Origin of the sequence: Shewanella seohaensis, assembly GCF_023283775.1 — a bacterium.
In the GTDB taxonomy this organism is placed as follows: Bacteria; Pseudomonadota; Gammaproteobacteria; order Enterobacterales; family Shewanellaceae; genus Shewanella; species Shewanella seohaensis.
The window spans coordinates 75,415-95,814 of sequence record NZ_JAKILE010000008.1; the positions used below are offsets into that span (position 1 = coordinate 75,415).

Here is a 20,400-nt window from a genome sequence, read left to right on the forward strand (position 1 = left end):
GCTTGCGGAGAAAACTTATGTTTGATGCTTTAGTTTTAACACAAAGAGATGGTCGTATAAATGCTCAAGTTACACCGATTAACGAAGCTGAACTACCAGAAGGTGAAGTTTTAGTCGATGTAGCATACTCCTCATTGAATTATAAAGATGGTTTAGCAGTGACTGGCACGGGCAAAATCATTCGCCAGTTTCCCATGGTTCCAGGCATCGATTTTGCGGGTGTGGTGCGCGGATCCACAGATACGAGATACCAAGTCGGCGATCAGGTGATTATGACGGGCTGGGGTGTGGGTGAAAACCATTGGGGTGGTATGGCGCAAAAAGCGCGAGTTAAAGCCGACTGGCTAGTGCATCTGCCGCAAGGTTGTGATGCCGCGAAAGCCATGATGATAGGCACGGCAGGGCTTACTGCGATGTTGTGCGTGCAAGCGCTGCAACAGGCAGGGGTGACACCCCAAAGTGGCGATGTTCTCGTAACAGGTGCCAGTGGTGGTGTGGGCTCTGTAGCAGTGGCTTTGCTCGCCAATGCAGGCTATCGTGTGGTTGCTTGCAGTGGTCGGGTTGAAGAGAATGCGCCATTATTGAAAGCACTAGGTGCTGTAGATGTGATCGCTCGCAGTGAACTTGAACAAGATGCTAAACCGCTTGAGGCGCAGCGCTGGGCGGGTGTGGTCGATACGGTTGGCAACAAGATCCTCGCTAAAGCATTAGCGCAAATACAATATAGTGGTGCAGCGGCTATCTGTGGATTAGCGGGCGGTTTTGCATTACCAACAACTGTTATGCCGTTTATTTTGCGGGGTGTGAAGTTACTTGGGATCGACTCTGTTTCTTGTCCATTTGAGAAACGAAAAGCGGCATGGGAAGCTGTGATTGAAGCACTACCAACTCATTTTTATCAACAAGCTTGCCAACAGATTTCATTAGCAGAGGTTCCTGATTTCGCACATAAAATTGTGCAAGGTCAAACGACTGGGCGTGTACTAGTTAAGCTGTAATTTACTTTTAAACATCGACTGTCAAGCAATATGATTAACCAATGTTTAATGCACTTATCTCAATAAATCGTTAGCAAAATTAAACCTTCTCACTTAAGGAACAACAAAAATCGTCAAAAGCATTTTGTGCCAACTGGTTTGGCACGAAATGGGCTCACATTTAGGAAACGGCGAATTTGAGAGAAATTCCGGTAAATCTCGATTAAGCAATAGAGGCAAAATTAGGTATAACCGAAGGGTGGGGCATGTTTGAATGTTTGTGGAAAAACAAAGAACAGGCACGAAGATTTTATCTTAGGCACAAATAAAAATTAAGCATCTTGATGGATTAACAGGTTAAATTGAGGTTTTATAGGGAGTTAAAGCAAGAAATGGTACACCCGAGTGGACTCGAACCACCGACCCCTACCATGTCAAGGTAGTGCTCTAACCAACTGAGCTACGGGTGCACTGTTTGAATTTCACTTTTTATACTCTGTGAAGAGAGTGGTACACCCGAGTGGACTCGAACCACCGACCCCTACCATGTCAAGGTAGTGCTCTAACCAACTGAGCTACGGGTGCATTGTTTTAATTGTTACGGTAACACTACTTTGCGTTGTGCTTCGGAACGAGCGCTATATTAGGGGGATAGCGAAAGGCTGGCAAGCAAAAAAATGAATTTTATTGCCAAATGGTGAATTGCTGTGCAACTTGTCCAGTGTTTCAGCAAAGTTGTTGATAAAACGGCAAGTTAGACTGAGATGCAGGCCAAAATCACCCTTCACGAAATAAAACGCCGAGCCAAATGCTCGCCGTTTCATCTTTCCATCTCCTTAGTGATGCACGCTGTCGCCTTCAATCAAACTTAAATGTACACCATGCTTTTGAATATAACGAAGGCGGATGAAAAACAGCAGCGCCGCCGAGGTGAGGCCTGCAATTAATCCTGTCCAAAAACCATGGGCGCCCATGGCGGGTACGATAAAGTCGGTATACGCCAAGGTGTAACCTAATGTCATGCCGATGCCCCAATAGGAGAACAGGGTAATGTAAAACGCACTGCGGGTATCTTTATATCCACGCAAGGCGCCGGCGGCGACCACCTGGACTGAGTCAGATAATTGATACAGCGCGGCCATCAGCATCAAGCTGCCCGCAAGTACCACCACTTCGGGATCGCTGTTATACAACTCGGCGATTTGGAAACGGAATAACACCGTTAAGATTGCCGTCGACAAGGCCAATGAAAGTGCCAACCACAATCCGACCTTTGCCACCACCGCAGAAATATCCGCACGATCGCGGCCGAGGTAGTAACCAATGCGAATCGAGACAGCAATACCAATCGAGAGTGGCAACATAAATACTATGGCGGAGAAGTTCAACGCAATCTGATGACTCGCCACCACAGTCGCGCCCAATGGCGCCAGAAGCAGGGCGATAATCGCAAACAGACTTACCTCAAAGAAGAGTGCCATCGCAATCGGCATCCCAAGCTTGGTCATCTTCTTCATGGTGGCAAAATCGGGGCGATGGAACTGGCTAAAGGGCGCCAATGCGGCAAACTTTTTATGGAACTGCATATAAATCGTCATGGCTATCAACATGGCCCAAAACACCAGTGCGGTCGCGACACCACAACCGGCACCGCCCATGGCAGGCACGCCGAAATGGCCATAGATAAAGATATAGTTCGCCGGAATATTCACCGCTAACCCCACGAATCCGATGATCATGGTCGGTAATGTGTAAGAAATCCCTTCACTGCAACCGCGTAATACCTGATAGAGCACAAATGCGGGCGCGCCCCATAAAATACCGTCGATATATCCTATGGTTAAGTTGTACAATTGGGGCTCTAAATTCATATGGCTGAGCACGAGTGGCGCGGATGCGAGAAACACCATCACGCCAATACCACCAATTAAGGCCAGATAAGCGCCTTGAAACGCCAGCGGTTGAATGGCTTTCTGATTGTTTGCGCCATTGTGATGGGCAAATAACGGCGTAAAGGCCATCAGCAGCCCTTGGACAAATAAGATGGCGGGTAACCAAAGACTGGTTCCTACGGCCACGGCGGCCATATCGACAGCACTGACGCGGCCCGCCATGACAGTATCGATAAACCCCATCATGGTTTGTGTCACTTGGGCGATCAACACTGGGAGTGCGAGTTGAATTAAGCGTTTGGCCTGAAAGCCTGAATGATTCATAAATACAGCCTTTAACGAATAAGCGAGCAAAAAATGTTTACTGGTATAGTTCAAGCCACCTGCGAGGTGGTTGCAATACATAAGAAAGATGGCCTAAATACCCTTGAGGTAGCGTTTAAACCTGATTTGCATGAGGGACTTGCGATTGGTGCAAGTGTGGCAAATAACGGGGTATGTCTGACGGTGACTCAGGTCGTTGATGATAGGGTATTTTTCGATGTAGTGGAAGAGACCTTAAGGTTGACAAACCTTGCCAATTTGACCGTTGGCCAGCGGGTGAACATTGAGCGTTCTTTGACGTTCGGCAGCGAAATCGGCGGCCATATCCTCTCGGGACACATTCATACTAAGGCGAAAGTTAGCCACATTAGTCATACCGAGCAGCATTATGATCTAACCTTAAGTGTCGAGCCCAAATGGATGAACTATATCCTTTATAAAGGCTTTGTCGGGGTAAACGGTTGCAGCTTAACGGTAGGCGAGGTGACCGAAAGCAGTTTTATGCTGCACTTGATCCCAGAAACCCTCAAATTGACCAATTTAGGCCAGTGTCAGGTTGGAGATGAGTTAAATATCGAAATTGACAGCCAAACCCAAGCGATCGTCGACACCGTCGAGCGCGTGCTGGCCAAACGTTTTAGCGGCCAATCTTAATTAACATGCCTAGTAAATTTGCTCGTCGTCCGAGTCAATATATAACTCTATGGTTCGGCGGGCATCATCCACATGTAAACGCAGGTGGATGGGATTACAACAAATTCGGCAGTCATCGTAATAATCCTGATCGCCGCTGCTGGCATCAATACTTATATGTTGATGATGTCCGCAGTGGGGGCAGGCAATCACTTTATTCATGATCCTCATGGCGCAACTCCTCTCTAACGAATGCTAGGGATGACACTTGTCGCTAAACCTTCACACTGGCTTTAGTTGAGTATACAAGAATGTGCCCTGGCAACTTAGATAAAGTCGGTATCAAAATCTCAGCAACTAGATTTTTCCGTTCCGCACAGCGCTTGGTACTTTTTCACTGAAATTTACCTAGCGTAAGAACCGTCAAGCATGCGCACCAGTTAAGTTATGTAAGTTATGTTAATTTAACTCAATCCTTTACAGTCATCAGTTCTACAGGCGCCGTCGGTAATATGCCTTCCTCTATATTGTCACTAATGGCCTGCGATAGCTGTTCTATCTGCAGCAAAAGCTCGGCGTGGATATCGGCCTGCAAACCAATGGCGTCAAATTGCACCGCTTGGCGTTGAACCGCTCGGGGTTCAGGTTGAATGACTGGCGTTGGGCTAACTGGGATTGGGTTCTGGGCGACTTGGCTAAGTGCAACCGTCAATAGGATACTCGTGAACATACCAACTCCTTTGGCTTCATTATTTACAGCGATGCGACTGCGCGATATGCGTGGTGGTAAACCTCCAACCCACCCGCAATTATTTAACGCGCATAGCGTAGGGGCGTTAAATGACTGCCACATGAACGATTGACTGCAATATGATGAATTCATGGCAAACTTTGCGGATGATGTTAATAACGGAGCTAATTTGGGGGCTAAGCCTCGCAATTGGGCCATTTAACTTGCGTGCCTTAAAGACTATCCCGTAGAATAACTGTCCTGCTACGCAAGGCGGCTAAGACTCCTGTACTGTCTTAACCTCGCGAGCATTCTCTTTTTACTTAATCACCATGTGGCCCTACGTGTGGGTCACCACTGGACAAGGATATTTCATGCCTGTAATTACACTTCCTGATGGTAGCAAACGCGAGTTTGCACATCCCGTATCGACTCTCGATGTTGCCGCTGATATCGGCCCTGGTCTTGCTAAAGCCTGTATCGCTGGTCGCGTGAATGGCGAACTAAAAGACGCTTGCGATCTGATCGAAACCGATGCTGAACTTTCTATTATTACCGCTAAAGACGAAGAAGGTATTGAAATCCTTCGCCATTCTTGCGCGCATTTATTAGGCCATGCAATCAAGCAATTATGGCCACAAACCAAGATGGCGATCGGTCCTGTGATCGATAACGGCTTCTACTACGACATCGATCTTGAGCACAAGCTGACTCAAGAAGATATCGAAGCCCTCGAAAAACGTATGCTTGAACTGGCTAAGACCAATTACGACGTAGTCAAACGCGTTGTGAGCTGGCAAGAAGCCCGTGATACCTTCGCCGCCCGCGGTGAAGAATACAAGATCGCGATTCTGGATGAGAACATCAGCAAAGATGCGACTCCAGCGCTCTATCATCACGAAGAATACACCGACATGTGCCGTGGTCCACACGTGCCAAACATGCGTTTCTGCCACCATTTCAAGTTGATGAGCATTGCCGGCGCTTATTGGCGCGGTAACTCTGAAAACAAGATGCTGCAACGTATTTACGGTACTGCATGGGCGGATAAAAAAGCCCTGAGCACCCATTTAGCCCGTCTTGAAGAAGCGGCTAAACGTGACCACCGTAAAATTGGTAAGCAGCTTGACCTCTACCATATGCAAGAAGAAGCACCAGGCATGGTGTTCTGGCATAACGATGGTTGGAGCATCTTCCTCGAATTAGAACGTTTCATTCGCCGTAAGTTAAATCAATACACTTACCAAGAAGTGAAAGGTCCGTTGATGATGGACCGCGTACTGTGGGAACGCTCTGGTCACTGGGATAAATACTCAGAAGCCATGTTCACAACCAGCAGTGAAAACCGTGAATACGCGGTTAAGCCAATGAACTGCCCAGGCCACGTACAGATCTTCAACCAAGGCTTGAAATCTTACCGTGATCTGCCATTGCGTATGGCGGAGTTTGGTTGCTGTCACCGCAATGAGCCCTCAGGTTCGCTGCACGGACTCATGCGCGTACGTGGTTTTACTCAAGACGATGCCCATATCTTCTGTACTGAAGATCAAGTTCAAGCAGAAGTGAGCTCTTGTATCCAAATGGTATACGACACTTACTCGACATTTGGCTTTGAAAACATCGTTGTAAAACTGTCGACTCGCCCAGAAAAACGTATCGGTGACGATGCCATGTGGGACAGAGCCGAAGAAGCACTCAAGCAAGCTTTACGTGCGAACAACATCGAGTTCACTATTTTACCGGGTGAAGGCGCCTTCTACGGTCCTAAGATTGAGTTCACACTACACGACTGTTTAGACCGTGCATGGCAGTGCGGTACTGTGCAATTAGACTATGCATTACCGAGCCGTTTAGGGGCAACTTATGTCGCCGAAGATAACAGCCGTCAAACACCAGTGATGATCCATCGTGCGATTTTAGGCTCGTTGGAGCGTTTCTTAGGTATTTTGATTGAAGAATACGCAGGTCGCTTCCCAACTTGGTTGGCCCCGATGCAAGTTGTCGTGATGAATATCACCGACAAACAGGCTGATTATGTTGAAGAAGTGGTCAAATTCTTCAAAGAACAAGGTATTCGTGCCTCATTTGACTTGAGGAATGAGAAAATAGGCTTTAAAATACGCGAGCACACCTTAAGGCGTGTTCCTTATTTATTGGTCGTTGGCGATCAGGAAATGGAAAATAAGGAAGTTGCGGTGCGTACACGTGATGGAGTCGATTTAGGTAAGATGCGAATCGAAGATTTCGCCGCCAAGATCCATCAACAAATTTCGCTCCGTAGTCTCAAATTGTTGGAGGAATAGGTCATAAAGATCAAGAAAACAGCAGGGCGTCAGCCGGCCCCTAATAGAATCAATGAAGAAATCACAGGTGTACCTGAAGTACGCTTAACTGGCATTGATGGTGAAGCTATTGGTGTGGTAAGCATCAGAGATGCTCAGAATTTGGCAGATGAAGCGGGTGTAGACCTAGTCGAAATTAGTCCAAACGCTGAACCTCCAGTATGTCGCATTATGGACTACGGTAAGTTCCTATTTGATAAAGCGAAAGCTCAAAAGGAACAAAAGAAGAAGCAAAAACAGGTTCAGGTTAAGGAAATCAAATTCCGTCCTGGAACTGACGAAAACGACTATCAGGTAAAACTACGCAACCTGATACGTTTTCTGGAAGACGGGGACAAAGCGAAAATTACGCTGCGTTTCCGAGGCCGCGAAATGGCTCACCAAAACCTGGGTATGGATCTATTGAACCGTATCAAAACAGATTTGGATGAGTATGCAATTGTTGAATCCTTCCCGAAAATGGAAGGCCGACAAGCCATTATGGTGCTAGCGCCTAAAAAGAAATAAGTAGGGCAACCTATAAAAGTAGCGAAGGCTATATGCCTTCGCTCGCCTTGCTTTTTATTTAACATCCCAATGCGGAGTTTTAGTAATGCCTAAAATGAAAACCGACAGAGGTGTAGCGAAGCGTTTTAAGAAAACCGCTAATGGTTTCAAGCGCAAGCAAGCCCATTTACGTCACATTCTGACCAAAAAGAGCACTAAGCGTAAGCGTCACTTACGTAACAAGTGTTTAGTTGCTAAAGTTGACGTTCCAGCAATCGCGCGTCAATTACCATACGCTTAATTTAGGAGATTAGAAAATGCCAAGAGTTAAGCGTGGTGTAACCGCACGTGCTCGTCACAAGAAAGTTTTAAAATTAGCTAAAGGTTATTATGGCGCTCGTAGCCGTACTTACCGCGTTGCTGTTCAAGCAGTAACTAAAGCTGGTCAATATGCTTACCGTGACCGTCGTCAGAAAAAACGTCAATTCCGTCAACTGTGGATTGCACGTATTAATGCTGCAGCTCGTCAAAATGGTCTGTCTTACAGCCGTTTCATCAACGGTCTGAAAAAGGCGTCTATCGAAATCGATCGTAAGATTTTGGCTGACATCGCTGTATTCGACAAAGTTGTATTCGCAACTTTAGTTGAAAAAGCAAAAGAAGCGTTAAACTAAGCAATTAGTTTGTCGCACTTAAGAGGGGACCATTTGGTCCCTTTTTTTGTTGCTGCTGCTGTAACCCGTCCTAAATAGCGTAGAGGCTTGCTTCAAGCGAGTCACAAGATACAGATAAAAAAATAGCAGGGAAATGCCTGCTATTTCATTTGAGTAGAGGACCACCCGTAAAAGTCACACTCGATTGTTTCGGCGCGTAATTACTTTTTAGCGTCTAAGTAACGCTCAGCATCTAATGCAGCCATACAACCGGTACCCGCAGAGGTAATCGCTTGACGGTAATGTTGGTCCATAACGTCACCTGCGGCAAACACACCTTCGATGCTCGTTTGGGTCGCGTTACCTTGAAGGCCGCTTTGTACCTTCAGATAACCGTTGTTCATCTCTAATTGGCCTTCGAAAATCCCAGTATTTGGGCTGTGACCAATGGCCACAAACACGCCGGCAACGGCCAGATCTGTGATAGCGCCATCTTTGGTGCTCTTCATTTTCAGGCCCGTTACACCCATAGCATCACCAACCACTTCTTCCATGGTTTGGTCAAGGTGCAGGATAATGTTGCCGTTTGCCACTTTATCCATTAAACGATCGATAAGGATTTTCTCTGAGCGGAAGGTGTCACGGCGGTGAATTAAGTGCACTTCGGCGGCGATGTTACTCAAATAAAGTGCTTCTTCAACGGCAGTGTTACCGCCACCAATGACTGCAACTTTCTGATTGCGATAGAAGAAACCATCACAGGTCGCACAGGCCGATACGCCGCGTCCTTTAAACGCTTCTTCAGACTCAAGTCCTAAGTAACGGGCAGAGGCGCCTGTCGCAATGATCAGCGCATCACAAGTGTATTCGCCATTGTCGCCTTTTAAACGGAAAGGGCGCTCAGTCAGCGTCACTTCATTGATATGGTCGAAAAGGATTTCAGTATCAAACTTTTCCGCATGCTTTTGCATACGCTCCATTAATGCGGGACCCGTTAAGTCTTCTGCATCACCTGGCCAGTTTTCAACTTCAGTCGTGGTGGTTAACTGACCACCTTGCTGCATACCTGTGATCATCACAGGCTTTAAGTTTGCGCGCGCAGCATAAACTGCGGCCGTGTATCCTGCGGGACCTGAACCTAAAATCAATAGGTTACTGTGTCTGACTTGGCTCATTTTTCTCTCCGTGCCTTTAGCAAATTGCATGGATTGTAGGGAATTTACCTGTAGGGGTAAAGCGCTGTTTGGTGATTCTTTTAGATTATGCTAATCGAATCCTAAGGCAAATTGTCAGCCTGAGTTTACTAAGACCCGCACGGATGAAGATATTTGTGATCAGCATAAAAAATCGGCCTCAACAGAGTGAGGCCGAACAAAGCAGAGTAGGTCAGAAAGACCTAGGCTCTCATATGATTAGGCTAATAAACTTGCTGGCGCTGTGTACTCAAGATTTAATGCTTGCGCCACTTCTTTACAAACCAGTTTGCCGTGCATCACGTTCAAACCGTTCAGTAAGTGTTTGTCTTGTAACAGGGCGGCTTTATAACCTAAGTTAGCTAACTTAAGAATATAAGGCAGAGTCGCGTTATTCAGAGCGAAGGTTGAAGTGCGGGCTACGGCACCTGGCATGTTTGCCACACAGTAGTGCACCACGTCATCAACGATGTAGGTTGGATCTTGGTGAGTCGTTGCATGTGAAGTTTCCACACAACCACCTTGATCGATTGCTACGTCAACGATAGCACTGCCAGGCTTCATGCGTGCGATCATGCTACGTGTTACAAGCTTAGGCGCCGCAGCACCAGGAATTAATACGCCACCAATCACAAGATCAGCTTCTAATACATGGCGCTCAATTGCATCGGCAGTTGAGTAAACAGCCTTAACTGCAGAACCAAATTGTACGTTTAAGCGACGCAGTGCATCGATACTGCGGTCAAGAACAACGACATCAGCGCCCATACCCACAGCCATTTGTGCAGCATTGGTACCGACCATGCCACCACCGATGATCACGACTTTTGCAGGCTCAACACCAGGAACACCGCCTAATAACATGCCGCGACCACCAGAGGATTTCTCTAATGCCATCGCGCCTGCTTGAATCGACATACGACCAGCCACTTCAGACATTGGGGCCAGCAGAGGTAAGCCACCACGGTCATCAGTCACGGTTTCGTAAGCGATACACACGGCACCACTTTTAATTAAATCTTCAGTTTGTGGTAAATCTGGCGCTAAATGCAGATAAGTGAATAAAATCTGGTCATGACGCAGCATAGCGCGTTCGACTGCTTGAGGCTCTTTTACCTTTACGATCATCTCTGCTTTAGCAAAGACTTCAGCAGCAGTTGCTAATATTTTAGCACCTGCATCAACATAATCCTGATCAGAAAAACCAATTCCCGTGCCGGCATTTGTTTCAACAAACACTTCATGACCTTTGATGGTCAATTCGCGAACGCTTGAAGGAACCATACCGACACGATACTCGTGGTTTTTAATTTCCTTTGGTACACCAATAATCATTTTTGAGCCTCAATTGCCTGAAAAACCCACTTTTAATGGGCATAATTGTTATTTTATCGTGACCTGAACGTGATTAATTCAGGGATATCTAGTATAGTATCGGCGACGCAGTTTATGCTGCTGAACTTTTGACATACGTAGAATAAAATGTTGTTTTAGTGATAAAGCAAGGTTAAATAAATGGCATATAATAAAAAGAGTCCTGTAAAAGACTTGGATCGCATCGATCGCAACATTCTTAATGAATTACAAATTGATGGACGCATTTCAAATGTGGAACTATCTAAAAGAGTAGGATTAAGTCCGACTCCGTGTTTAGAAAGAGTGAAACGACTCGAAAAGCAAGGATATATCAATGGCTATACCGCCTTGGTCAATCCTCATTTCTTGGGTGCATCCCTACTGGTATTCGTGGAAATCACTTTAAGCCGTGATACTCCCGAAGTATTTGATAAGTTTAATCGCGCTGTGCAACTGTTAGATGATATTCAAGAGTGTCATCTGGTTTCTGGTGACTTTGACTACTTATTAAAGACACGTGTTTCTGATATGTCAGCTTATCGTCGTTTACTCGGTGAGACGCTGTTGAAATTACCTTCAGTGTCCGATACCCGTACTTACGTGGTGATGGAAGAAGTGAAACACACTAGCCGTGTCGCGATAAACCATCTGCTCTCCGATATTTAATACCCTGAACGTTTACAATAAGGGGCCTAGGCCCCTTATTTATTCCTACGTTTGCCGTTTCTAACTCAAAAATGACCTTGCTTAGCCCTTAGGTTTGCCAGCTTAAGGGCGAATTTTTATCTGGTTTTTATCTTCTCAATAGCGCGTAAATTGGTTGCGTAATAGCCAGTTAGTGCTGAAAACCTGTGCTTTAGCTCATTAGCGCCGATTTTTTGTCTTGTACCAGTAATTCTTAGGATAAAAACGCCCTAAGATGCTCCACATTTAGTGGGATTCTGGTATCGTTAGCCCACCTGTTTTCATTTTTATGGATTAAGTCGTTTGTCTCAAGGAAATAGTGTACGCACGCTCTCAGGGCTGCAGCGTCTGCTCGAAGGCGGACTCATCATTTGCTGTGTTTTAGCCACCTATATTTTGCTTGCCTTAACCAGTTTTAGTCCGTCGGATCCGGGCTGGAGCCAGTCTCATTTTCAAGGCGATATCAAAAACTGGACGGGTGCAGTCGGGGCGTGGATTGCCGACATTCTGCTTTACTTTTTTGGCGTCACTGCTTACATCATGCCGATCATTGTGGCCTCCACAGGTTGGTTGCTTTTCAAACGCGCCCATGATTTATTGGAAATTGACTACTTTTCAGTCGCTCTGCGCATCATAGGTTTTCTACTGCTTATTCTTGGTTTTTCAGCATTAGCAAGCATGAATGCCAATAATATCTATGAGTTTTCCGCAGGTGGCGTGGCAGGGGATGTTATCGGCCAAGCCATGTTGCCGTATTTTAATAAGCTCGGTACTACCTTGTTGCTGCTGTGCTTTTTAGGCTCGGGTTTTACGCTGTTAACTGGGATCAGCTGGTTGACAGTGGTCGAGAAGGTTGGCTTTGTCTCCATTTGGTGTTTTAGAAAGCTCAAGCGTCTGCCACAGGCGTTAAAACGCGAGCGTGAAACCGAAGATACCCGCGGCTTCATGACGGTCGTTGATAAGTTTAAGCAGCGCCGTGACTCACAGCATCAACTTGAAAAAGCCCGGGTGCGTGAGCCTGAGGTTACACCGAGTCGTATCTTCACGACTCGCCCCGCGAAAGAAGAAGAGGTCAGCGACGAAATCATCACCGAAGCAAGCTCCGGTAAAGGTAAGCTGTCGGCGCTCGCAAAAATCTTAAGTTTAAACAGCAATAAAGCCAAGGCTGAACCTAAGGGCCTACAAAGAGTTGAACCCCAATTAGATCAAGCCAGTGCCGTAGCTGAGCATGGTCATTTTGAGGCGCCTCCTTGGGTCGCCAAGCCTAAAGAGGCGGAGTTAGATTTAGATGATGAAACTGAGTTCAAGGCGCACGTTTTCGAAGATGAAGATGACGACGATAAACCCGTATTCCATCGTGAAACCATGCTCGATGACGAGGATGAAGACGAGTTAGGTTTCAACGATGAAGATGTCATCGATTTTGATACTAAGGCCTCAACGGGCGCTGTGACTCAGGCGCAACGTCAAAAAGAAGCGCCAAAGGCGAAGATTGTCGATGGCATCGTGGTCTTACCGGGGCAAGAAGATAAACCTGTTCCAGCAAAACCTATGGATCCGCTGCCAAGCATCAGCTTGCTGGATGTGCCTAATCGTAAAAAGAATCCGATAAGCCCTGAGGAATTAGAGCAAGTTGCCCGCTTAGTCGAGGCCAAACTTGCCGACTTTAACATTGTGGCCACTGTGGTGGGGGTTTATCCCGGTCCTGTGATCACCCGTTTTGAGCTGGATTTAGCGCCAGGTATTAAAGCCTCGAAGATTTCAAACCTTGCGAACGACTTAGCGCGTTCGCTACTGGCTGAGCGTGTGCGTGTAGTTGAGGTCATTCCCGGTAAATCTTATGTGGGTCTAGAGCTGCCGAACAAGTTCCGCGAAACCGTGTACATGCGCGATGTACTCGATTGCGAAGCCTTTACCGAGAGCAAATCGAACCTGACCATGGTGCTTGGCCAAGACATTTCCGGCGAGCCTGTGGTGGTTGATTTAGGCAAAATGCCGCACTTACTGGTTGCCGGTACCACAGGTTCGGGTAAATCGGTCGGGGTGAACGTGATGATCACCAGCTTATTGTATAAGTCTGGCCCTGAAGATGTTCGCTTTATCATGATCGACCCGAAAATGCTGGAATTATCGGTTTATGAAGGCATCCCACATTTACTTTGTGAAGTGGTTACCGACATGAAAGAAGCGGCCAATGCGCTGCGCTGGTGTGTAGGTGAGATGGAGCGCCGCTACAAGCTAATGTCTATGATGGGCGTTCGTAACATCAAGGGCTATAACACCAAGATTGTCGAAGCGAAAGCGAATGGCGAAGTGATTTTAGATCCTATGTGGAAGTCATCTGATAGCATGGAGCCAGAGGCGCCAGCCTTAGATAAACTGCCATCGATTGTGGTTGTCGTCGACGAATTTGCCGACATGATGATGATTGTCGGTAAGAAAGTGGAAGAACTGATCGCCCGTATCGCCCAAAAGGCTCGTGCTGCGGGTATCCATTTAATTCTCGCGACCCAACGTCCATCGGTGGATGTGATCACAGGCTTAATTAAGGCCAACATCCCGACACGGATGGCCTTCCAAGTGTCTTCCCGTATCGACTCCCGTACCATTTTGGATCAGCAGGGCGCTGAAACCTTATTGGGTATGGGTGACATGTTGTATTTACCGCCCGGCACTGCGGTGCCAAACCGTGTTCATGGTGCTTTTATCGATGACCATGAGGTTCACCGTGTGGTGGCCGATTGGTGCGCCCGTGGTAAGCCACAATACATTGATGAAATCCTCAATGGCGTGAGTGAGGGCGAACAAGTGCTCTTGCCGGGTGAAACCGCCGAATCCGATGAAGAATACGATCCGCTTTACGATGAGGCCGTCGCCTTCGTGACCGAAACCCGCCGTGGTTCGATTTCAAGCGTGCAGCGTAAATTTAAGATTGGTTATAACCGCGCCGCGCGTATTATCGAACAAATGGAAATGCAGGGTGTTGTCTCGGCGCAGGGTCATAATGGTAACCGCGAAGTGCTGGCACCGCCGGCCCCGAAACACTATTAATGTTAAGCTAGATGTCAGTTTGAACTCGCCATAATGCGGCGAGTTCAACTTTTAGTCCAAAGGATACCTATGAAAAAACTGTTGTGTGCTGTGTTGTTATCACCATTGTTATACAGCAATGCAGTATTGGCCGATGACGCAAAGCAATTACGCGAAACCTTAAACGGCACTGAGTCACTCAAGGCGGATTTCAAGCAAACCGTTGCCGATATTAATAAAAAGGTTATCCAAACGGGCGCGGGTGTATTCGCACTGGCCCATCCAAACCAGTTTTATTGGCATTTAACTGCACCCGATGAATCCCAAATTGTCGCCGACGGTAAAGATTTATGGATCTACAATCCCTTCGCCGAAGAGGTGGTGATCATGGATTTTGCCGAAGCCATTAATGCATCGCCCATCGCCTTATTGGTTCACCGCGATGACGCCACTTGGTCGCAATATAGCGTGACCAAAAAGCAAGACTGTTATGAAATCAAACCTAAGTCCACGGATGCCGGGATTACCTCGGTCAATGTCTGTTTTAACAAAGGCATACTGAATAAATTTAATGTGCTCGATGATAAAGGCAACCTGAGCCAGTTTGACTTGAGTAACCAACACAGCATTAGCGCTGCGGATAAATCGCTGTTTAAGTTTGTGTTGCCAGAAAACGTTGATGTGGATGATCAACGTCTTAAAACACAATAGGTTAGCGCGTGAGCAGTTTATCGTTTAATTTTGCGCCTGATTTTCGTCCCTTAGCCGCGCGTATGCGGCCAAGGACGATTGCCGAGTATATAGGTCAAGCCCATTTGTTGGGGGAAGGCCAACCACTGCGCCAAGCATTAGAAGCGGGCCGTGCCCATTCGATGATGTTATGGGGACCGCCGGGCACAGGTAAAACGACACTTGCCGAACTTATTGCCCATTATTCCAATGCCCATGTTGAACGCATCTCGGCGGTCGCCTCGGGGGTAAAAGACATTCGCGCCGCCATCGAGCAGGCCCAAGCTGTGGCCCAATCCCGTGGCCAACGCACCTTGCTGTTTGTCGACGAAGTGCATCGCTTTAATAAGAGTCAACAGGACGCCTTTTTGCCGTTTATTGAAGATGGCACTGTGATTTTTATTGGGGCGACCACTGAAAACCCTTCATTTGAAATCAATAACGCCTTACTGTCGCGGGCACGTGTCTATCTTATCAAGCGCTTAAGCCAAGACGAGATAGTGCATATCATCACCCAAGCCTTAACGGATACCGAGCGAGGTTTAGGGCAGCGTCAGTTAATTATGCCAACGGATGTGCTCAATAAGCTGGCGCAGCTCTGTGACGGTGATGCGCGCAAGGCGCTAAATCTGCTTGAGTTGATGAGCGATATGGTGGCCGATGGCGGCAGTTTTACCACTGAAATGCTGGTACAAGTCGCAGGCCATCAAGTGGCGGGGTTCGATAAAAATGGCGATCAGTTTTACGATTTGATTTCGGCGGTACACAAATCGATTCGCGGCTCGGCGCCCGATGCCGCATTGTATTGGTTCTGCCGCATTCTAGAAGGCGGCGGCGATCCGTTATATGTCGCCAGACGCTTATTAGCCATAGCCTCGGAAGATGTGGGCAATGCCGATCCTAATGCCATGACGGTCGCGCTCAATGCCTGGGATTGTTTCCACCGTGTCGGACCTGCCGAAGGTGAGCGGGCGATTGCCCAAGCGATTGTGTATTTAGCCAGTGCGCCTAAGAGTAATGCCGTTTACACCGCCTTTAAAGCGGCGAGGGCGCTCGCCCGCGAAACCGGCCAAGAGGCCGTGCCTTATCATCTGCGCAATGCGCCGACCAAACTCATGGCGGAAATGGGCTTTGGCGCCGAATATCGCTATGCCCACGATGAACCCAATGCCTATGCCTGTGGCGAGAATTATTTCCCCGAATCCTTACAAGCATCGCAATTTTATTTCCCGACCGAACGCGGATTTGAGAAGCGAATTAAGGACAAATTGGCGCAATTAGCGCAATTAGATCAAGCCAGTGGGAGAAAAAGGTATGAATAATCTCCTACTTGTGGCCTTGGGTGGTTCCATTGGTGCGGTTTTTCGCTATCTTATTTCAATATTCATGATCCAAGTATTTGGCAGCAGTTTTCCTTTTGGTACACTGTTGGTCAATGTCCTCGGTTCATTTTTAATGGGCGTCATTTACGCACTGGGACAAATGAGTCATATCAGCCCAGAACTCAAAGCTCTGATCGGCGTTGGCCTGTTAGGCGCTTTGACAACGTTTTCAACTTTCTCAAACGAAACTTTATTGCTGATGCAAGAAGGAGATTGGTTGAAGGCGGCTTTGAATGTGGTGTTGAACCTAAGTCTATGTTTGTTTATGGTTTACTTAGGCCAACAACTGGTTTTTTCTCGCATTTAACTATTAAGAATATATCACATGTTAGATCCTAAATTTTTGCGCAACGAATTAGCAGTTACCGCTGAGCGATTAGCTACCCGTGGTTTTATTTTAGATGTCGCTCATCTCACTCAATTAGAAGAAAAACGTAAGTCACTGCAAGTGGCGACTGAAGAGTTACAAGCTTCGCGTAATGCTATTTCCAAGTCCATCGGACAAGCAAAAGCCCGCGGCGAAGATGTGGATGCCATCATGGCGCAGGTTGGCGATTTAGGTGCACAATTAGATGCGAAGAAAGTCGAGCTGGCTGCGGTACTTGAAGAAGTGAACGCGATTGCCATGTCGATGCCAAACCTGCCGGATGAGTCTGCGCCTATCGGTGCTGACGAGACTGAAAACGTTGAAATCCGTCGTTGGGGCACACCACGCAGCTTCGATTTCCCTGTTAAAGATCATATCGACTTAGGTGAAGGCCTAAACGGTTTAGATTTTAAGAGCGCCGTGAAAATCACTGGCTCACGCTTTATCGTCATGAAAGGCCAAATCGCCCGTTTAAACCGCGCATTAGGTCAGTTCATGTTAGATCTGCACACTACAGAGCACGGTTATACCGAAGCTTACGTGCCATTACTGGTTAACGAAGCAAGCTTACTGGGTACTGGCCAATTGCCTAAGTTTGGTGAAGACTTGTTCCACACTAAACCTGCGACCGAAGAAGGCCAAGGTTTAAGCCTGATCCCAACCGCAGAAGTGCCATTAACGAACTTAGTGCGTGACAGCATTGTCGATGAAGACGAATTACCGATTAAGTTAACCGCGCATACCGCCTGTTTCCGCAGTGAAGCGGGCTCATACGGTAAAGATACCCGTGGACTTATCCGTCAGCACCAATTCGATAAAGTGGAATTAGTACAACTGGTTAAGCCAGAAGACTCAATGGCGGCGCTCGAAGCATTAACGGGCCATGCTGAAACCGTACTGCAACGCCTCGGTCTGCCGTACCGCACAGTGATCCTGTGTACCGGTGACATGGGCTTTGGTTCAAGCAAAACCTACGATATCGAAGTGTGGTTACCTGGCCAAAACACTTACCGCGAGATCTCTTCATGTTCAAACATGAAAGACTTCCAAGCCCGTCGTATGCAAGCCCGTTACCGCGTTAAGGCAGATAACAAGCCAGCCTTGCTGCACACCTTAAACGGCTCAGGCTTAGCGGTAGGTCGTACTTTAGTGGCGATTTTAGAAAACTATCAAAATGCCGATGGTAGCGTGACCATTCCTGAGGCACTGCGTCCATACATGGGCGGACTGACTCAGATCGGTTAATTGGCGTAACACAACACCATGGATAAAGGTCAACGTTATCTTCGTTGGCTTTCCTACACCGCTGTCATCGCCGTGTTTTGCGCAGTGATGTTGGCCACCCTAGGTAAAGCCGTCTGGGTTGTGTTAGAAAACGTGAAATAGCACGACTCAAATAAAAAGGTATATTCCACTGGAATATACCTTTTTTGTTAGCAGAATTGATTAAACCTTAAATACACTTGGCAGGTTTAGGCAGGCCCGCAATCTTTGTCGCCTGTTTGGCAGGACCAACAGGAAAGAGGGTATAGAGGTACTTGGAGTTACCTTTATCCGGCCCTAAGGCTTGACCAATGGCTTTGACTAACACCCTGATCGCAGGGCTGGTTTTATATTCCAGATAAAAATCTCGAACAAAATGGATCACTTCCCAGTGGGCAGTGGTCAGTTCAATCTGTTCTTCTTGGGCTAACAGCGGCGCCATATCGGGCTGCCAGTCGGCGATATTCTTTAAATAACCTTGATGGTCGCGTTCAATTTCGACGCCATTGAATATAAGCGGATTTACCACGTGATCACCTTATCGTGCAGCAAAGATTGAGCGACAAACTCGTTGTAATCAATCTGACTAATGTTTTTAAGACGTTCCGTTAAGCCGCGGGCGATGACATCGTCCTTCAGCACCATAACCTTAAAGGGCGATAGCGCCATGGCCCATTGGCGCAGTAATAATGCGTTAACGCCATCGCTCGAGAGTAAAATCGCATCCTCTTTGCAAGCATAACGCAGGCAAAGTTTGAGGGCATTGTCTCGGCTGGGCGAGGTTTGGATATGATGTAAAATCATTAGAATACTAAGACCTCATCGACGGCTTTTAAGTGAGCAGAGATGGCTTCATCGTTTAAGATAGTCACCGGAATCGACAGCAAGCTATGGCTTAAGCCGTAGTCACCTAAGGACTGTTTGCAGGCGAACACTGATTCGATGTCGTACAGCGGGAGCGCTTTTAGCGCCGCAAGGTAATCTTTACCGCCGATAAGCTCGGGTTGTTGATCTTTGAGCAGATGTAGCACGCCTTCATCGACAAACACTAAACTCACTTCTTGCTCAAAACTGGCGCTTAACAGGGCAAAGTCTAAGGCTTCGCGGCCCTTAGTGGTGCCATGGGGCGCGCTTCGGAACAATATACAGATTTTTTTCATAACATTTCCGAAGCTTAAAAGCAGATCAAACGATCGGCTGATTCAATTCCCGTGACCAGTTCACCCAGTCCGCCCATAATAAAAGAATGTTCAACATTCCAGTGGCTTAGCCCGTTTTCCTGCGCCTCTTGCTGCGAGACTATGCCACGTCGTAATGCCGCTGAAACACAGTTCACTAACGAGACTTGATGCTCGGCTGCCAGTTGTTTCCAACCTTTAACCACATCATATTCATCGGATGCGGGTAAGTTAAAGTCCGTCGAGTTATACACGCCATCCTGATAGAAAAACACGCAGGCGATCTCATGTCCGCTTTGCAGGGAGGCTTGGGTGAAACGTAGGGCATTCACACTTGCCGACGTGCCATAGGCTGGCCCGTTTACTTGGATAATAAATTTGCTCATCATAAAAAAAATGGCCCTAAAAGTAGGGCCATTTTAGCGTAAGTTTCCCGAAAAGGGGATTAATCATCGTTACCAATGCCAAGCAAATGCAAAATGGCAATAAACAGGTTTAAAAAGTCCAGATACAAGGAGATAGTGGCGCGGATATAGTTAGTCTCGCCACCATTCACGATACGGCTAGTATCGAACAGGATAAAGCCGGTCATTAACAGCGCAAGACCCGCGTTAATCGCCATAAAGGCCACACTGTTACCTACGAAAATGTTAATCAGCGCAGCGGCGATCACCACAATCAATCCGGCGAACAGGAAACCACGTAGGAAAGAGAAATCTTTCTTCGTTGTGACTGCATAGGCCGAGAGCGCAATAAAGATAACCGAGGTTAATCCTAAAGCTTGCATGATAAGCTCAGAGCCATTGGTCATGCCGGCGTAGTGGTTAAGCATGTAACCTAATGAGGCGCCTTCCATACCGGTGAAGGCAAATACCCAGAAGATGCCCGCAGCCGAGTCGGCTTTGCGTAGGGTAACGAACAACAGCACTAAACCACCGATAGATAAACCCAGTGACATCAGAGGGCTGATATTGAGCGCCATCGCTAAGCCTGCACACAATGCAGAAAAGGCGAGGGTCATGGCCAGTAACAGATAAGTATTTTTTAGAAGTTTATTCACTTCTAAGGTGGATGCACTCGCTGAGTACAAGGTTTGCTGAGTCATATCTTTCTCCATTAGCTTTTAAATCCAAACTGATCATTTTGATTTTTAACAGGCACGAGAGTTCCCATCAATCTCG

At 47.1% G+C, this 20,400-nt stretch carries 23 protein-coding genes and 2 tRNA genes; 13 read left to right on the top strand and 12 right to left on the bottom strand.

What is annotated here, in order from left to right; translation table 11 throughout:
* Nucleotides 1-17 precede the first annotated feature (17 nt).
* Complete coding sequence (locus L2713_RS10900) at nt 18-998, top strand: MDR family oxidoreductase (RefSeq protein WP_248967911.1); 981 nt, start codon at nt 18-20, stop codon at nt 996-998.
* A gap of 372 nt (nt 999-1,370) precedes the next feature.
* On the opposite strand, the gene L2713_RS10905 is transcribed toward L2713_RS10900, so the two are convergent.
* From L2713_RS10905 to L2713_RS10915, 3 genes are all read right to left on the bottom strand, one after another.
* A tRNA-Val gene (locus tag L2713_RS10905) sits at nt 1,371-1,447 on the bottom strand.
* A gap of 38 nt (nt 1,448-1,485) precedes the next feature.
* A tRNA-Val gene (locus L2713_RS10910) sits at nt 1,486-1,562 on the bottom strand.
* Nucleotides 1,563-1,813: 251 nt separating this feature from the next.
* Complete coding sequence (locus L2713_RS10915) at nt 1,814-3,193, bottom strand: MATE family efflux transporter (RefSeq protein ID WP_248967913.1); 1,380 nt, start codon at nt 3,191-3,193, stop codon at nt 1,814-1,816.
* A 33-nt stretch (nt 3,194-3,226) separates the two neighbouring features.
* Here L2713_RS10915 and L2713_RS10920 point away from each other — a divergent pair, with 33 nt between their 5' ends.
* Nucleotides 3,227-3,847 (top strand): riboflavin synthase, encoded by a 621-nt coding sequence (locus L2713_RS10920; RefSeq protein ID WP_011622721.1) that lies wholly within the window; start codon nt 3,227-3,229, stop codon nt 3,845-3,847.
* Nucleotides 3,848-3,856: 9 nt separating this feature from the next.
* On the opposite strand, the gene L2713_RS10925 is transcribed toward L2713_RS10920, so the two are convergent.
* Both L2713_RS10925 and L2713_RS10930 read right to left on the bottom strand, forming a co-directional pair.
* Complete coding sequence (locus tag L2713_RS10925) at nt 3,857-4,057, bottom strand: CPXCG motif-containing cysteine-rich protein (RefSeq protein WP_011622722.1); 201 nt, start codon at nt 4,055-4,057, stop codon at nt 3,857-3,859.
* A gap of 238 nt (nt 4,058-4,295) precedes the next feature.
* A complete protein-coding gene (locus L2713_RS10930; RefSeq protein ID WP_248967914.1) occupies nt 4,296-4,556 on the bottom strand; it encodes a hypothetical protein in 261 nt (86 codons plus the stop codon).
* 374 nt (nt 4,557-4,930) lie between these two features.
* Here L2713_RS10930 and thrS point away from each other — a divergent pair, with 374 nt between their 5' ends.
* The 4 genes from thrS to rplT all read left to right on the top strand — a co-directional run bounded on the left by thrS (nt 4,931) and on the right by rplT (nt 8,058).
* The gene (gene thrS / locus L2713_RS10935; RefSeq protein WP_011622724.1) at nt 4,931-6,859 is read left to right on the top strand and encodes a threonine--tRNA ligase; all 1,929 of its coding nucleotides are present in this window, start codon (nt 4,931-4,933) and stop codon (nt 6,857-6,859) included.
* Between the two features lie 3 nt (nt 6,860-6,862).
* Nucleotides 6,863-7,405, top strand: a complete 543-nt coding sequence (infC, locus tag L2713_RS10940; protein ID WP_083757895.1) for a translation initiation factor IF-3 — start codon at nt 6,863-6,865, stop codon at nt 7,403-7,405.
* A gap of 85 nt (nt 7,406-7,490) precedes the next feature.
* Nucleotides 7,491-7,685, top strand: coding sequence for a 50S ribosomal protein L35 (rpmI, locus tag L2713_RS10945; RefSeq protein WP_011072303.1), 195 nt, complete (start codon nt 7,491-7,493; stop codon nt 7,683-7,685).
* A gap of 16 nt (nt 7,686-7,701) precedes the next feature.
* Entirely contained in the window at nt 7,702-8,058 is a 357-nt protein-coding gene (gene rplT, locus L2713_RS10950) for a 50S ribosomal protein L20 (RefSeq protein ID WP_006081652.1), read from the top strand.
* Nucleotides 8,059-8,258: 200 nt separating this feature from the next.
* Here the strand turns inward: rplT and trxB are convergent, their stop codons facing one another.
* Both trxB and ald read right to left on the bottom strand, forming a co-directional pair.
* Complete coding sequence (gene trxB, locus L2713_RS10955; RefSeq protein ID WP_011717030.1) at nt 8,259-9,212, bottom strand: thioredoxin-disulfide reductase; 954 nt, start codon at nt 9,210-9,212, stop codon at nt 8,259-8,261.
* Between the two features lie 237 nt (nt 9,213-9,449).
* Nucleotides 9,450-10,565, bottom strand: a complete 1,116-nt coding sequence (gene ald, locus L2713_RS10960) for an alanine dehydrogenase (RefSeq protein ID WP_011622728.1) — start codon at nt 10,563-10,565, stop codon at nt 9,450-9,452.
* 180 nt (nt 10,566-10,745) lie between these two features.
* Between ald and lrp the strand changes: the two genes are divergently transcribed.
* The 7 genes from lrp (at nt 10,746) to L2713_RS20525 (ending at nt 18,164) form a co-directional block, all read left to right on the top strand.
* A complete protein-coding gene (lrp, locus tag L2713_RS10965) occupies nt 10,746-11,252 on the top strand; it encodes a leucine-responsive transcriptional regulator Lrp (protein WP_007647640.1) in 507 nt (168 codons plus the stop codon).
* A gap of 321 nt (nt 11,253-11,573) precedes the next feature.
* Entirely contained in the window at nt 11,574-14,321 is a 2,748-nt protein-coding gene (locus tag L2713_RS10970; protein WP_248967915.1) for a DNA translocase FtsK 4TM domain-containing protein, read from the top strand.
* Between the two features lie 69 nt (nt 14,322-14,390).
* Nucleotides 14,391-15,011: an outer membrane lipoprotein periplasmic chaperone LolA gene (gene lolA, locus L2713_RS10975; RefSeq protein WP_248967916.1), complete on the top strand. Its 621-nt coding sequence runs from the start codon at nt 14,391-14,393 to the stop codon at nt 15,009-15,011.
* An 8-nt stretch (nt 15,012-15,019) separates the two neighbouring features.
* A complete protein-coding gene (locus L2713_RS10980) occupies nt 15,020-16,351 on the top strand; it encodes a replication-associated recombination protein A (protein ID WP_248967917.1) in 1,332 nt (443 codons plus the stop codon).
* The gene (gene crcB, locus L2713_RS10985) at nt 16,344-16,718 is read left to right on the top strand and encodes a fluoride efflux transporter CrcB (protein ID WP_011622732.1); all 375 of its coding nucleotides are present in this window, start codon (nt 16,344-16,346) and stop codon (nt 16,716-16,718) included. The genes L2713_RS10980 and crcB overlap by 8 nt, the downstream gene beginning before the upstream one ends.
* 18 nt (nt 16,719-16,736) lie before the next feature.
* A complete protein-coding gene (gene serS / locus L2713_RS10990) occupies nt 16,737-18,023 on the top strand; it encodes a serine--tRNA ligase (protein WP_011622733.1) in 1,287 nt (428 codons plus the stop codon).
* A gap of 18 nt (nt 18,024-18,041) precedes the next feature.
* Nucleotides 18,042-18,164, top strand: a complete 123-nt coding sequence (locus tag L2713_RS20525; protein ID WP_011622734.1) for a hypothetical protein — start codon at nt 18,042-18,044, stop codon at nt 18,162-18,164.
* Nucleotides 18,165-18,231: 67 nt separating this feature from the next.
* On the opposite strand, the gene L2713_RS10995 is transcribed toward L2713_RS20525, so the two are convergent.
* Genes L2713_RS10995 through L2713_RS11015 form a run of 5 tightly spaced genes read right to left on the bottom strand, consistent with a single transcriptional unit; the run spans nt 18,232 to nt 20,324 of the window.
* On the bottom strand, nt 18,232-18,570 hold the full coding sequence (locus L2713_RS10995; protein ID WP_248967918.1) for a TusE/DsrC/DsvC family sulfur relay protein: 339 nt from the start codon (nt 18,568-18,570) through the stop codon (nt 18,232-18,234).
* Nucleotides 18,564-18,845 (bottom strand): sulfurtransferase complex subunit TusB, encoded by a 282-nt coding sequence (tusB, locus tag L2713_RS11000; RefSeq protein ID WP_248967919.1) that lies wholly within the window; start codon nt 18,843-18,845, stop codon nt 18,564-18,566. Before tusB ends, L2713_RS10995 begins: the two co-directional genes overlap by 7 nt.
* Complete coding sequence (gene tusC, locus L2713_RS11005; RefSeq protein ID WP_086904827.1) at nt 18,845-19,201, bottom strand: sulfurtransferase complex subunit TusC; 357 nt, start codon at nt 19,199-19,201, stop codon at nt 18,845-18,847. The genes tusB and tusC overlap by 1 nt, the downstream gene beginning before the upstream one ends.
* Nucleotides 19,202-19,215: 14 nt before the next feature.
* Complete coding sequence (tusD, locus tag L2713_RS11010) at nt 19,216-19,605, bottom strand: sulfurtransferase complex subunit TusD (protein WP_248968037.1); 390 nt, start codon at nt 19,603-19,605, stop codon at nt 19,216-19,218.
* Between the two features lie 59 nt (nt 19,606-19,664).
* Complete coding sequence (locus L2713_RS11015) at nt 19,665-20,324, bottom strand: Bax inhibitor-1/YccA family protein (RefSeq protein WP_011717039.1); 660 nt, start codon at nt 20,322-20,324, stop codon at nt 19,665-19,667.
* Between the last annotated feature and the right edge of the window lie 76 nt (nt 20,325-20,400).